The sequence below is a fragment of the Streptomyces sp. NBC_01335 genome (assembly GCF_035953295.1).
In the GTDB taxonomy this organism is placed as follows: domain Bacteria; phylum Actinomycetota; class Actinomycetes; order Streptomycetales; family Streptomycetaceae; genus Streptomyces.
The window spans coordinates 5,060,306-5,073,249 of sequence record NZ_CP108370.1 but is presented as its reverse complement, the minus strand read 5'-3'; the positions used below and the strand labels follow the sequence as shown (position 1 = coordinate 5,073,249).

Genomic DNA, 12,944 nt, shown 5'->3' with positions numbered 1-12,944 from the left:
CCCGACCCGGCCTCCCGCGAGGAATGCGGGGCGGTACGCAGGCGTTGTCCCCATACCGCCCCGCAGAAGGAGGACCGATCATGTTGTTCGGCCGTACGCCCGTGCTCCCCACCCCCGAGCAGGCCCTGAAGGGCAGCCCGACCCCGACGTTCACGGTGCCCGACCGCCACATCGTGCTCGGCAACCCGCTGCAGGGGCCGTACCCGGAGGGCCTGGAGGTCGCCGACTTCGCGCTGGGCTGTTTCTGGGGAGCCGAGCGCAAGTTCTGGCAGACGGAGGGCGTCTGGACGACGCTCGTCGGCTACCAGGGCGGCTACACCGAGAACCCCACGTACGAGGAGACCTGCTCCGGCCAGACCGGTCACACGGAGGCGGTCCGCGTGGTCTTCGACCCCGAGGTCGTCCCCTACACCGAGCTGCTGAAACTGTTCTGGGAGTCGCACAACCCGACCCAGGGCTTCCGCCAGGGCAATGACGTCGGTACGCAGTACCGCTCGGCGCTCTACACCCACTCCGCCGGGCAGGCCGAGGCCGCCGCCGCCTCGCGCGAGGCGTACCAGAAGGTCCTGACGGGCTCCGGATACGGCGACATCACCACCGAGGTCCTGCCCGCCGAGGGCCGCACCTTCTGGCCGGCCGAGGGCTACCACCAGCAGTACCTGGAGAAGAACCCGGGCGGCTACTGCGGCATCGGCGGCACCGGAGTCTCCTGCCCGATCGGCGTGGCCCGCGCGGGCAGCTGATCCGAACCGTGCCGGGCCCAGGGGCGAACCCGGGTCCGGCACGACAGAACACCTCGGCGAGGGGCGTCCACCACGGGCGTCCCTCGCCGCCGTTCCGGGCGGGGCGCCCTGGACGGATCAGGTGGCGCCGGTGAGCGCGGCGAAGCCGGCGACGAGGCCGACGAGGGCCAGCACCCCGAGCAGGCAGAGGAGCAGCACCAGCCAGCCTGTCAGGATGGACACCAGGGCGACCCCGCGCCCGGCGCCGCCGAGGCGCTTGCCCCGGAAGCGGGCCACGTGTCCGGCGGGGATGGCGATCAGCGCGCACAGGACCGCGAGGGCGATGAAGACGGCCGGGTTCATCAGCGCGATGCCGGTGGCGAAGTTCCCGACGGCACCGACGGCGCCCAGCGCGAAGAACCCGCTGACCGTCGCCGCCCGGTTCCTGGGCGCGGGCGCGGAAGTGTCTCCCGGAGCCGGTGCCGGCTCCGGTCCCCCGGCCGTCGCCGGTATGCCGTCCGTCGCCGGTATGCCGTCCGTGCCGTTGCCGTGCTCCATGTGTCCCGCCCCCGTGATCGCCGTGCCCGCTCGCCGTGCCCGCTCGCCACGGGATTTTACGGGGCAGCCCGGGCCGTCCTCGGCAGGCCGACGAGCCGTCGTCCCGTCAGGCGGCCAGCCGCACCTGGGCCCTGGGTATCGAGCGGGAGGGGACGAGCCCGGTCGCACGGGCCGCCGCGCGGAACGCGCTCCGGCGGGCCAGCTCCGACGCCGCCCGGCCGAGCACGTCGGCGAGGCCGAGCCCCAGCGCGTGCGCGGCGGAGGCGAGCACCTCGGAGGATGCCTCCTTGCGGCCCCGCTCCAGCTCGGAGAGGTACGCGAAGGAGATCCGCGCCGAATCCGCGACGTCCTTCAGCGTGCGCTCCTGGGAGAGGCGTTCCTGCCGCAGCACCTCGCCGACGAGGTCGCGCAGCAGCGGCTCCCGGGGCGCGGCCGATGCGGGAGTCCGGGGGGCGGGGGGCGCGGAGGCCGGGGCCCCGGAAGCCGGGGTCGCCGGGACCGGCCGCAGGGGTATCACCCGGGCGCCACGCGTGAGGCCGCGCCCGGCCCCACGCGCCTGCCGGTCGTCGTACGGGCCGCGTTCGTACGGGCTGGGTTCGTACGGGCCGGGTTCGTACGGGCTGGTGTCCCTCGCTCGGTTCGTCATCGTTCAAGCGTAGAAGCGGCGCCGCGCCCGTGGGGCGTACAGCGCTGTGCCCTCGGCGGATCTGCTGACGGAGAAACAGCGCAACCCCAGGGCCCCGTAACACCGCCCCGCCGCCCAGAAACACCACCCCCGAGCACCGCCCCGCCGCCTCACCGCCCGAGCACCGGGGGCCGGTTCCACGCGCACCCGCACGCACGGAACCGGCCCCCGGCCGAGAACGGTCACCCGTCAGGTCAGATGAGACCCTGGGCCAGCATCGCCTCGGCGACCAGTTCGAAGCCGGCGATGTTGGCGCCGACGACGTAGTTGCCCGGACTGCCGTAGCGCTCGGCGGTGGTGTAGCAGGAGTCGTGGATGTGCCGCATGATCTCCTCCAGGCGCGCCTCGGTGTGGGCGAAGCTCCAGGAGTCGCGCGAGGCGTTCTGCTGCATCTCCAGCGCGCTGGTGGCCACGCCACCGGCGTTCGCCGCCTTGCCGGGGCCGAACGCGACGCCAGCCTCCTGGAAGACGCGGACGGCCTCCGGGATGGTCGGCATGTTGGCGCCCTCGGCGACCGCCTTCACGCCGTTGCGCACGAGCGCGCGGGCGTCCTCCTCGTGCAGCTCGTTCTGCGTGGCGCAGGGCAGCGCGACGTCGACCGGCACGGTCCACAGGCCGGTACCCGCCACGAAGGTGGCGGAGGCGCCGCGGCGCTCGGCGTAGTCGGAGACCCGGCCCCGGTTCTGCTCCTTGATCTCCTTGAGCAGGTCGAGGTCGATGCCCTTCTCGTCCACGACGTAGCCACTGGAGTCGGAGCAGGTGATGACGGTGGCGCCGAGCTGCTGGGCCTTCTCGATGGCGTAGATGGCGACGTTGCCGGAGCCGGAGACGGCGATGCGCTGGCCCTCCAGCGACTCGCCCCGGACGCGCAGCATCTCGGAGGTGAACATGACGCAGCCGTAGCCGGTGGCCTCGGTACGCGCCTGGGCGCCGCCCCAGCCGAGGCCCTTGCCGGTGAGGACGCCGGACTCGTAGCGGTTGGTGATCCGCTTGTACTGGCCGAAGAGGTAGCCGATCTCGCGGCCGCCGACGCCGATGTCACCGGCGGGGACATCGGTGTACTCGCCCAGGTGGCGGTGGAGTTCGGTCATGAAGGACTGGCAGAAGCGCATGATCTCGGCGTCCGAACGGCCCTTGGGGTCGAAGTCGGAGCCGCCCTTGCCGCCGCCGATCGGCATGCCGGTGAGGGCGTTCTTGAAGATCTGCTCGAAGCCGAGGAACTTGACGATGCCGAGGTTGACCGAGGGGTGGAAGCGCAGTCCGCCCTTGTACGGGCCGAGCGAGCTGGAGAACTCGACGCGGAAGCCGCGGTTCACGTGGATGGTGCCGTTGTCGTCCGACCACGGCACGCGGAAGATGAGCTGACGCTCGGGCTCGCACAGCCGCTCGATGATGCGGGCGTCCACGAACTCGGGGCGCGCGGCGAGCACCGGGCCGAGGGTCTCCAGGACCTCCCGGACGGCCTGGTGGAACTCCTTCTCGCCCTGGTTGCGGCGGAGGACCTCCGCGTAGAGCGGCTCGATGACGCGGCTCTCGGCGGACGACGAGAGCGCGGATTCAGAAGATACCGACATCTGATCAAGACCTTCCATGGAGCAGGGGCAGATACGTGCGCGCCCGTCCCGAGAGCGCACCCGGCCCTGGGACGTGTGCCGAAAGTCCCGCCTGCCCGGCGCCACCGGACCCGCCCTCCGGGCGGACGGCGCTCCTTTCGACACACGGTCACGCCGCCCCGCACGCGTGCGGACACGTACGGGGGACGATCAGAACCGGTGTATGGCTCAATTGTCCTCTCGGAAGGCGCGCACCCTCCGGATCATCCACATAGTGGCCACCGCGCGACGGTCGTGCCGGGCGGACCGGGCCGACGAACGGCCGTACGGTTCCGAAGGATCACCGTCTTGCCGCCACCCGGACGAACACCTCTCGACGTGACCGGAATCACAGCGGAGCGACGTCCGGCCGCCCCCGCACGGAACGCCCCCCCACGTACGGAACGTGCCGCCGTACGGAACGTGCCCGCGCACACGGACGCGCCGGCCACCCGGGGGTGGTCGGCGCGTTCGTGGTGCGGGGCGACAGGATCAGGCGGAGGCGTTCTCCGTGATGGTGACCTTGCCCTTGCGGATGGTGGCGAGGCGCGGGGCCTTGCGGGCGAGGGAGCTGTCGTGGGTGACCATGACGAAGGTCAGCCCCAGCTCCTTCCAGAGCCCTTCGAGCAGCGTCATGATCTCGTCACGCATGGACTCGTCGAGGTTGCCGGTCGGCTCGTCGGCGAGGAGCACCTTGGGCTTCTTGACGAGCGCGCGGGCGATCGCGACGCGCTGCTGCTGCCCGCCGGACATCTCGCTCGGCAGGTGGGTGGGGCGGTCGCCGAGGCCGACCGACTCCAGCGCCTCGATGGCCCGCTCGCGGCGGAGCTTGGCGCTGATGCCGAGCGGGACCAGGGCGGTCTCGACGTTCTCGGCGGCGGTGAGCGTCGGGATCAGGTTGAAGCTCTGGAAGACGAAGCCGATGGACTCGGCCCGGACCTTGGTGAGCTTGGCCTCGGAGAGCTTGGCGAGGTCGACGCCGTCGAGCTCGATGGTGCCCTCGGTCGGCCGGTCGAGACCGCCGAGCATCTGGAGGAGGGTGGACTTGCCGCCGCCGGTGGGGCCCTGGATGACGAGCCGGCCACCGTCCTCGATGGTCAGGTCGACCCCGGCGAGCGCGTCGACCTTGGTCTTTCCCCGCAGGTAGCGCTTGGTGACGCCTCTGAGCTGATACACGTGTGGACTCCTGCTGTACGTACGGAAGTTGAGGTCGTGGAGCCGGTGACTACTCGACGCGGCGCAGGGCGTCGGCCGGGCGCAGCCGGGAGGCGCGCCAGCCGCCGAACGCGCCGGCGATGAGCCCGCCCGCCACGGCCAGTACGACAGCGATCACGATGGTGGAGAGGGAGACCGGTGCGGTCAGCGCGATGTCCAGGGTCTTCGCGGCGGCCTGACGGCCGGGGCCGCCCATCCCGCCGCCGCCCATGCCGCCGAAGCCGCCGCCACCGCCGCCGCCGCCGGAGGAGCCGAGCTCCGCGGTGAGGGTGGGGCTGATCGCGGTGACGATGTAGGCACCGGCCAGGCCGACGGCGATGCCGAGGACACCGCCCATGAGGCCGTTGACGAGCGCCTCGCCGACGACCTGGCGGGTGACCCGGCCGCTCTTCCAGCCGAGCGCCTTCAGGGTGCCGAACTCGCGGACGCGGCGGCTGACCGCCGAGGAGGTGAGCAGGCCCGCCACCACGAAGGCGGCGATCAGGACGACGATGGAGAGCCACTTGCCGACGCTGGAGGCCAGGTCGGAGGCGGTGGAGAGGGAGCCGGAGACCGTGTCGGCCAGGTCGGCGGAGGTGGTGACGGTGGTACCCGAGATGTTCTTCTGGATGGCCGACTTGACGCTGTCGATGGCGGTGGAGTCCTTGGCCTTCACGTAGACCGTGGTGACCTTGGCCTTCGAGTCCGAGAGCGTCTGGGCCTGCTGGAGCGGGATGTAGACGTTCGCGGCGGCGTCACCGCTGCTGGCGGTGGAGACACCGATGATCGTGAACTTGGTGCCGGAGATGGTGACGGTCTTGTCGACCGCGAGCGACTTCTCCTTGGCGTAGGAGGCGTCGACGATCGCGACCTTGCCGTTCGTCTCGGTGGTCTTGAAGGTACGGCCCTTGGTGATCTCGGAGGAGGTCAGCGGTCCGAGGTCCTGGTGCGCGACGTCGGTGCCGTACACGGTGAAGGAGTTGACGTCGAAGGAGGCGCCGCCGCCCTGGACGCGGCCCTGCGGGGCGCCGCCGCCCTGGCCGCCGTAGCCGCCCTGGCCGCCGCTGTTGCCACCGGACGAGCTGTCCTGCTTGAACTCGCCGCGCTTGAACTGGCCGTCGACCTTCATGACGTTCAGGCTCAGCCCGCCGACCGCGGTCGCCACACCGGACTGCTGTCCGACCTTGGTGACGGTGGAGTCGGCCAGGGTCTGGAAGCCCTGGACCATGACGCGGTCGGTGCTCTGCGTCGCGTCGTCGTCGCTGTCCTTGGCGTCGAAGTTGAACTTCGGGCGCTCCTGGGCACCCGTGGTGCCCTGGGCCGCGGCGGCCTTGGTCACGGTCATGTCCGTGCCGAGGCCGTACAGCGATTCCAGGACCTTGTCCTGGGCCTTGCCCATCCCGGCGGTGACCGAGCTGACGACGATGACCAGCGCAATGCCGAGGGCGAGCCCCGAGGCGACGACGAGCGCCGCCTTTCTGCGGCGGCGCAGCTCGCGCCGGAGGTAGGTGAAGAACATGCCGCGAACCTATGGACCGGGCGTGATGGTGGGTTAAGGCCATCATGAGAGGAGAATGAGAACCTGCCGGGACGGGAACTCCGCGGCCGGTGCGCAAGCTTCGCGAAGCATCAGGAACCCCCACCAACGCCCGAGGGCGGTGGCACCGGCGGTCCGTGCGGACCGGGGGTGCCACCGCCCTCGGGAGGGGGAAAGCGGGGGGCCGGGGATCAGGCCGCCGAGTCGGCGGTCCACTCCGACCAGCTCATGTTCCAGCCGTTGAGACCGTTGTCGGGGGCGATGGTCTTGTCCGGGGAGTTCTTCACGATGACGACGTCGCCGATGATCGAGTGGTTGTAGAACCACGCGGCGGGCTGGTCGGCGTCGCCGGCGCCCTTGACGTCCTGGAGGCCGACGCAGCCGTGGCTGGTGTTGGCCGAGCCGAAGATGCTGGAGCTGCCCCAGTAGTTGCCGTGCACGAAGGTGCCGGAGCTGGAGAGGCGCATGGCGTGCGGGACGTCCTTGATGTCGTACTCGCCCTTGCCGTCGTCGTCGGTGAAGCCGACCGTGGCGCCGTCCATCCGGGTCTCCTTGTACTTCTCGGAGATCACCATCTGACCGTTGTACGTGGGGTTGTCGGGCGAACCGGCGGAGATCGGGATCGTCTTGATCGTCTTCCCGTCCTGGGTGACGGTCATGGTGTGCGCGGCCGCGTCGACGGTGGAGACCTGGTTGCGGCCCACCTTGAAGGTGACCGTCTTCTGCTGCACGCCGTAGACGCCGTCGGCGCCCTCGACGCCGTCCAGCGCGAGCTTCAGCGTGACGGTGGAGCCGCTCGTCCAGTAGGCCTGGGGGCGGAGGTCGAGGCGCTGCGAGTTGAACCAGTGGCCTTCGACCTGCTGGCCGCTGCTCGACGTGACGGTGATGCCGGCCTGGACGGCCGCCTTGTCGGTGATCGCCTTGTTGAAGTTGATCGAGACCGGCATGCCGACGCCGACGGTGGAACCGTCCTCGGGGGTGAAGTTCCCGATGAAGCTGTTGTCGGGCGAGACGGTCGTGAAGGAACCGTTCTCGTGCGCCTCGCGGCCCTTGGAGTCCTTCGCCGTGGCGATGACCTTGTACGTGGTCGAGCGCTCCAGCTGGGCGGCGGGCTTCCAGCTCTTCCCGTCCGTGGCGAGCGTGCCCTCCACGGCGTCGCCGGCGGCGGTCGTCATGGTGACGGTGGTCAGCGTCCCCTTGGCGACGGTGACCTTGGCCGCGTTGTTGATGCTGGCGTTGGTGGAGCCGTTCTTCGGCTCGATCGATATCTGGGCCTCGGACACGTCCTGGGCCGCGGCCTCGTCGACCGCGGTCTGGGACTTCTGAGAACTGCCGGCACCCGTGGGACTCGAATCGTCGCCGCCGCTGCACGCCGAGAGCACCAGCACGCCGCCGAGCAGGGCGGACGCGGCCATGAGGCCCTTGCGCCGCTTGCTGTCCGTGATCACACGCTTCTCCATCGTTGCCAATTCCCCAAAATCCCCGTAACGGCGCCGCCAGACGCGAATCCCCGTCAATGTTCCAGAACCCCGGTCGGTGGCGATCCGTTCCACATCCGTACCGGATGTGGGGAACACCACTCATCGACGCGTCTCCGGCGGCCTTGGTTCCCGCCTCCGCATGTCCGGCCCGGTGCGGTTCCGGTGCGGGCCGGCGCGCGGCCCGGAAACCGTGTCCTCACCGGTCGGGCCGGTCGTCGCGGACGGCTGCCCGCGTGGTCGTCCCTTCCATTCTCCCCGGCTGCCGGGATTCCCGGCCCGGCCCCGGTGCGGAGCCGGGCCGGGGACCGGCTACTCCTTCCCGCTCTCCTCGTCGTCCTCGTCGTAGTACTCGTAGGCGTCCGCGTCGTCGTCCTCGCCGTCGTACGCGTCGTGTTCGACGGCCTCACTGCTCCAGGAGGCCTGTGCGAGCTCGATCCCGGGTACGGCGCTGACCAGGTCGAACGGGTCGATCAGCGAAGCGAGCGCCTCTGCGGCGTCTGCCCGTACGAGGGACTCGGCATGCCTGCGCTCCTGGTCCGCCCCGTCGTCGTCGGGGTCGGGGAGGGCGTCCTCGTACTCGGCGGCGACCGCTTCCAGGGCGGTGCCGGTGAGGGCTTCCAGGTCGGTGACCTCCACCACCAGCTCCACCTGGAGGCGGATGAACGCGGGCTGCGGAACGTCTTCCGCCACCGGCTCCCGCGCGTCCCGGGCCAGGCCCCGCGCCATGTTCTGTGAAGTGCTCTCGGAAGTACTCATGGCCGGAGCGTATGGCTCCGGTTCCCGCGCGCTCCAGCGACCCGCTGCGAACAGGACCCGCTGCCGGCGGGTCCTGTTCGCGGGAAGGTCCGTTCGCGGGAAGGCCCGTTCGCCGGAGCGGTACGCCCCGGGGGCCGGACGCGCCGGGGCCGCTCGGTGCCCCTTGATGAAGGTCGTACCATCGGCCCACGGGGGTCAACTCAAGGTCGTCGTCAGGGGATCGAATCTGTGACCATCACTCGTCGCACACTGCTGACCGTCTCCGCCGCGGGCATCGTGCTGGGCGCGCTCTGCTTCGTACCGTCGGCGAAGACCACGGTCGACACGCATGCTGCGGACACCGCGTCGGCGAGAGCCGCGGCCACCGTTCCGGTGGAGCGGACGGACGAGTCGTACGGCTCGTCGAGCCGGGAGTTCGCCCAGGCGGGCTCCGGTTCCGGCACGGGCGCCACGCCGTATCTGATCGGCGGCACGGTCCTGCTGGGCCTCGGCGCGGGGTACGTCGCGCGCTCGGACCGCCGGTCCTCCTCGCCCGCGTGACATGACAGCGGCCGCCCTGCCGCCCGCCCTCCGGACCGGGGGACGGACGACAGGGCGGTTGGCCGGGCGGGTGCGTCAGTCCAGCGGTCCGGTGACCCGCTCCACGGCCCGGACCAGCCCGCCGCCGCGGACGAACGCGTCGGCGGCGGCCAGGTCGGGGGCGAGGAAGCGGTCCGGCCCCGGCCCCTCGGCGCCCGCCTCGCGCAGCGCCTCGACGGCGGCGCGGGAGGCGAGGGCGGGGAACAGCCCTCCGGCGGCGCGCAGTTCGACGGCGCGCGCCGCCGCGTACAGCTCGACCGCGACGATCCGGGAGAGGTCGTCCACGGCGGTACGGAGCTTGCGCGCGGCCGACCAGCCCATCGAGACGTGGTCCTCCTGCATCGCGGAGGACGGGATCGAGTCCGCGGACGCGGGCACGGCCAGCCGCTTCATCTCGCTGACGAGGGCCGCCTGGGTGTACTGAGCGATCATCAGACCGGAGTCCACCCCGGCGTCGTCGGCGAGGAACGGCGGCAGCCCGTGCGAGCGGTTCTTGTCCAGCAGCCGGTCGGTGCGGCGCTCGCAGATGGAGCCGAGGTCGGCGGCGACGATCGCCAGGAAGTCGAGGACGTACGCCACCGGGGCGCCGTGGAAGTTGCCGTTGGACTCCACCCGCCCGTCCGGCAGCACCACCGGGTTGTCGACGGCGGAGGCGAGCTCCCGGTCCGCGACCGTGGCGGCGTACGCGAGGGTGTCCCGGCCCGCGCCGTTGACCTGGGGCGCGCAGCGTACGGAGTAGGCGTCCTGGACGCGGGGCGCGTCGTCCTGGTGGTGGCCGGTGAGGCCGGAACCCTCCAGCACCCGCAGCATGTTGGCGGCGCTCACGCCCTGCCCGGGATGCGGGCGGATGGCGTGCAGTTCGGGGGCGAGGACCTTCTCGGTGCCGAGCAGCGCCTCCAGCGAGAGCGCGGCGGTGATGTCGGCGCTGGTGTAGAGGGCGCGCAGGTCGGCGAGGGCCATCACCAGCATGCCGAGCATGCCGTCGGTGCCGTTGAGGAGGGCGAGGCCCTCCTTCTCGCGGAGTTCCACCGGGGTGATTCCGTGCTCCGCGAGGAGTTCCGCGGCGGGGCGCACGGTGCCGTCCGGCCCCTCGGCCTCCCCCTCGCCCATCAGCGCGAGGGCGCAGTGCGAGAGCGGGGCGAGGTCGCCGGAGCAGCCGAGCGAGCCGAACTCGTGGACGACGGGGGTGATCCCGGCGTTGAGGAGGTCGGCCATGGTCTGGGCGACCTCGGGGCGTACGCCGGTGTGGCCGGAGGCGACCGTCTTGAGCCGGAGGAACATCAGCGCGCGCACCACCTCGCGCTCCACGTGCGGGCCCATGCCCGCGGCGTGCGAGCGGACGATGTTGCGCTGGAGGCGGCCCCGCAGCTCGGGGCTGATGTGGCGGGTGGCGAGGGCGCCGAAGCCGGTGGAGACCCCGTAGACGGGTTCGGGGCGGGCCGCGAGCGCGTCGACGGTCCTGCGGGCGGCGGCGAGGGCGTCCAGGGCCTCCTGGGACAGGACCACGCGCGCGCCCTCGCGGGCCACGGCCAGGACGTCCTCGGCGGTGGTTCCGGAGGTCCCCACCACGACAGTGTGCATATCCATATTCAGGACCCTACGCACTGAAACTGGCCATGTCACCAGTGCTCGACGGGTTGACCCCTTACCGACGGCCCGCCCCGGCACCCGCCTGTCCCAGGCTCCACCGACGGCCCGCCCCAGCCGCTCTCACGGCAGGTTCCCCCGCAGCCTCCGGCGGTCGTGGGCCGGTGTCGGCGGCGAGTCGGCCAGCCGCATCACCTCGCCGTCCCGCCCGGCCACCACCGGGCCCACCGCACGGTCGGCCTTCGCGCGGTACTGCGCGGCGTCGGCGAGCCGGAAGAGCCGCCGGGCGGAGTTGACCGGCCCGATCGGGTCGCCGGTCGAGGCGACCCCGCAGGCCACCCCTTCGCCCAGCTCCAGCGCCGCGGCGCGCTCGCACAGTTCGGCGGCGACCCCGATCACCTCGTCCGCCCCGGGGCCCACGGAGATCAGGCAGAACTCGTCGCCGCCGAGCCGGGCGGCGAGGGCGTCCGGCAGCATGGCCCCGCACCGCGAGAGCACCGAGCCGAAACGTTCCAGCAGGCGGTCGCCGACGGCGTGGCCGTGGGTGTCGTTGACCGCCTTGAGCCCGTTGAGGTCGCAGACCACCAGGCTCACCACGACGTCCTCGACACGGTGCCGCTCCACCGCCTCGTCCAGCCGGATGTCCACGGCCCTGCGGTTGGCGAGGCCGGTCAGCGGGTCGGTGAAGGCGAGCTTGCGCACCTCCTCCAGCCGCTCGGTCTGCGCGATGCCCGCCGCGATCACGGCCGCGAGCACCGTCGCGAAGTCGGCGTCGTCCCGGTCGAAGACGGGCACCCCCACCGGCCGGGCCACGTACAGCTCGCCCCAGGCCCGGCCGTGCAGCACGATCGGCGCGACCACGCAGCATCCCCGGCCGCGCCGCTGGAGCGCGGCGACCCGCTGGTGGCAGAACGGGCGGGCCCCCCGGGCCGGTGCGCCGCCGCCGGGGTGCCCTTCCGCGGTCTCCACCCAGGCGTCGGGTTCGCCGCCGCCCGCCCAGCGCTCGTGCAGGAACTCGGTGATCTCCGGGAACCGGTGGACGGGGTACGCCTCCTCCTCGGGGAACTCCTCCTCCCCCTCGGCCCGCTCCCCCGCGTTCACCAGGACGCGGAGCCTGCCCCGGTCGCGCTCCCACACGGAGAGCGCGGCGAAGGAGCCGCCCAGCGCCTCGCGGGCGCCTACGGCCGCGGCCCGCCACGACTCCTTCGCGGTGTAGGCCGCCGCCATGGTCTGCGCCAGCGACACCACCGCTCGCAGTCGCACATCGTCACCACTCATCACACCAGCTTATGTACGTATGAGCCGGTGTGATCACCCGACGGATCCGGGCCGGGCCGGTGACTCCCCGATGCCGCCCCGGCACCGCCGTCACGCTGCGTCGTCCACCCGGAGGGGAGAGGCCGGGCCGGGTCACCCCAGCCCCGGCCACCGGGGCTCGCGCTTCTCGTTGAAGGCGGCCACGCCCTCCGTACGGTCGCCGGAGAAGGCCACCGAGCGCCAGGCCGCGTCCTCCACCTCGAGCCCCGTCCGCAGGTCGAGCCCGTGACCGAGGCGCAGGGCGCGCTTCGCGGCCCGCAGCCCGACCGGGGAGTTGGCGGCCATACGGCCGGCCAGCGCCAGCGCCGCGTCCCGGTCCGTGCCCTCCGCCACCAGCTCGTCCACCAGCCCCAGGGCATGGGCCTCCGCCGCCTCCACCCGGCGCGCGGTGAAGATCAGCTCGGCCGCCCGGGCCGCGCCGACCCGGCGGGGCAGCAGCTGGGTGCCGCCGCCGCCCGGGATCACCCCGACCGACACCTCGGGCAGCCCCACCACGGCGGTGCGGTCGGCCACGATCACGTCGCAGGAGAGCGCCAGCTCGAAGCCGCCGCCGAGCGCGTAGCCGTGCACGGCGGCCACGGTCGGCATCGGCAGCTCCAGCACCCCGGTGTACGCGGCGCGCGAGACCGGCCGCTGCCGCCCCAGCTCGGCGTCGCTGAGGGAATTGCGCTCCTTGAGGTCCGCGCCCACGCAGAAGGCGCGCGGACTGCTGGAGGAGACGACGGTGACGCGTACGTCCGGGTCCGCGCCGAGCGCCTCGCAGGCGGCGGCGACGGACCGGGCCATCTCCGAGGAGACCGCGTTCATGGCCTTCGGGCGGTCGAAGACCAGCTCCGCGACGTACCCGGACTCCGTGTGGCGCCGTACGACGACGAACTCCCCGAACCGCTGCTCGGACGTGACACTCATGGGTTCCATCCCTCCGGTGGTGGTGGC

12 protein-coding genes are annotated in these 12,944 nt (G+C 72.2%); 2 read left to right on the top strand and 10 right to left on the bottom strand.

What is annotated here, in order from left to right; all coding sequences use genetic code 11:
- Positions 1 to 77 precede the first annotated feature (77 nt).
- Complete coding sequence (gene msrA / locus OG599_RS21880; RefSeq protein ID WP_327180135.1) at positions 78 to 743, top strand: peptide-methionine (S)-S-oxide reductase MsrA; 666 nt, start codon at positions 78 to 80, stop codon at positions 741 to 743.
- Positions 744 to 860: 117 nt separating this feature from the next.
- Here msrA and OG599_RS21875 read toward each other — a convergent pair whose 3' ends face one another.
- The 7 genes from OG599_RS21875 to OG599_RS21845 form a co-directional block, all read right to left on the bottom strand.
- Positions 861 to 1,280 (bottom strand): DUF4190 domain-containing protein, encoded by a 420-nt coding sequence (locus OG599_RS21875; protein ID WP_327177670.1) that lies wholly within the window; start codon positions 1,278 to 1,280, stop codon positions 861 to 863.
- 106 nt (positions 1,281 to 1,386) lie between these two features.
- On the bottom strand, positions 1,387 to 1,926 hold the full coding sequence (locus OG599_RS21870) for a helix-turn-helix domain-containing protein (RefSeq protein WP_442809497.1): 540 nt from the start codon (positions 1,924 to 1,926) through the stop codon (positions 1,387 to 1,389).
- 233 nt (positions 1,927 to 2,159) lie between these two features.
- The gene (gene gdhA, locus OG599_RS21865) at positions 2,160 to 3,539 is read right to left on the bottom strand and encodes an NADP-specific glutamate dehydrogenase (RefSeq protein WP_327177669.1); all 1,380 of its coding nucleotides are present in this window, start codon (positions 3,537 to 3,539) and stop codon (positions 2,160 to 2,162) included.
- 510 nt (positions 3,540 to 4,049) lie between these two features.
- Positions 4,050 to 4,733 (bottom strand): ABC transporter ATP-binding protein, encoded by a 684-nt coding sequence (locus OG599_RS21860; RefSeq protein ID WP_327177668.1) that lies wholly within the window; start codon positions 4,731 to 4,733, stop codon positions 4,050 to 4,052.
- Between the two features lie 49 nt (positions 4,734 to 4,782).
- Positions 4,783 to 6,270: an ABC transporter permease gene (locus tag OG599_RS21855; protein ID WP_327177667.1), complete on the bottom strand. Its 1,488-nt coding sequence runs from the start codon at positions 6,268 to 6,270 to the stop codon at positions 4,783 to 4,785.
- Positions 6,271 to 6,479: 209 nt separating this feature from the next.
- A complete protein-coding gene (locus tag OG599_RS21850; RefSeq protein WP_327177666.1) occupies positions 6,480 to 7,748 on the bottom strand; it encodes a L,D-transpeptidase in 1,269 nt (422 codons plus the stop codon).
- Between the two features lie 330 nt (positions 7,749 to 8,078).
- Entirely contained in the window at positions 8,079 to 8,525 is a 447-nt protein-coding gene (locus OG599_RS21845) for a hypothetical protein (protein ID WP_327177665.1), read from the bottom strand.
- Positions 8,526 to 8,753: 228 nt separating this feature from the next.
- On the opposite strand from OG599_RS21845, the gene OG599_RS21840 reads away from it, so the two are divergent.
- Positions 8,754 to 9,065 carry a hypothetical protein gene (locus OG599_RS21840; RefSeq protein WP_327177664.1) on the top strand — a complete coding sequence of 104 codons (312 nt, stop codon included), beginning with the start codon at positions 8,754 to 8,756 and terminating at the stop codon, positions 9,063 to 9,065.
- Between the two features lie 75 nt (positions 9,066 to 9,140).
- Here the strand turns inward: OG599_RS21840 and hutH are convergent, their stop codons facing one another.
- From hutH to OG599_RS21825, 3 genes are all read right to left on the bottom strand, one after another.
- Complete coding sequence (gene hutH, locus OG599_RS21835; protein WP_327180133.1) at positions 9,141 to 10,685, bottom strand: histidine ammonia-lyase; 1,545 nt, start codon at positions 10,683 to 10,685, stop codon at positions 9,141 to 9,143.
- Positions 10,686 to 10,814: 129 nt separating this feature from the next.
- Complete coding sequence (locus OG599_RS21830; RefSeq protein ID WP_327177663.1) at positions 10,815 to 11,969, bottom strand: GGDEF domain-containing protein; 1,155 nt, start codon at positions 11,967 to 11,969, stop codon at positions 10,815 to 10,817.
- 132 nt (positions 11,970 to 12,101) lie between these two features.
- Positions 12,102 to 12,917: an enoyl-CoA hydratase/isomerase family protein gene (locus OG599_RS21825; protein WP_327177662.1), complete on the bottom strand. Its 816-nt coding sequence runs from the start codon at positions 12,915 to 12,917 to the stop codon at positions 12,102 to 12,104.
- Positions 12,918 to 12,944 lie beyond the last annotated feature (27 nt).

Excerpts from the sequence above, each read along its gene's own strand:
- OG599_RS21875 (WP_327177670.1), bottom strand. The coding sequence starts at position 1,280 with ATGGAGCACGGCAACGGCACGGACGGCATACCGGCGACGGACGGCATA.
- OG599_RS21870 (WP_442809497.1), bottom strand. The coding sequence starts at position 1,926 with ATGACGAACCGAGCGAGGGACACCAGCCCGTACGAACCCGGCCCGTAC.
- gdhA (WP_327177669.1), bottom strand. The coding sequence starts at position 3,539 with ATGTCGGTATCTTCTGAATCCGCGCTCTCGTCGTCCGCCGAGAGCCGC.
- OG599_RS21855 (WP_327177667.1), bottom strand. The coding sequence starts at position 6,270 with ATGTTCTTCACCTACCTCCGGCGCGAGCTGCGCCGCCGCAGAAAGGCG.
- OG599_RS21850 (WP_327177666.1), bottom strand. The coding sequence starts at position 7,748 with ATGGAGAAGCGTGTGATCACGGACAGCAAGCGGCGCAAGGGCCTCATG.
- OG599_RS21845 (WP_327177665.1), bottom strand. The coding sequence starts at position 8,525 with ATGAGTACTTCCGAGAGCACTTCACAGAACATGGCGCGGGGCCTGGCC.
- hutH (WP_327180133.1), bottom strand. The coding sequence starts at position 10,685 with ATGCACACTGTCGTGGTGGGGACCTCCGGAACCACCGCCGAGGACGTC.
- OG599_RS21830 (WP_327177663.1), bottom strand. The coding sequence starts at position 11,969 with ATGAGTGGTGACGATGTGCGACTGCGAGCGGTGGTGTCGCTGGCGCAG.
- OG599_RS21825 (WP_327177662.1), bottom strand. The coding sequence starts at position 12,917 with ATGAGTGTCACGTCCGAGCAGCGGTTCGGGGAGTTCGTCGTCGTACGG.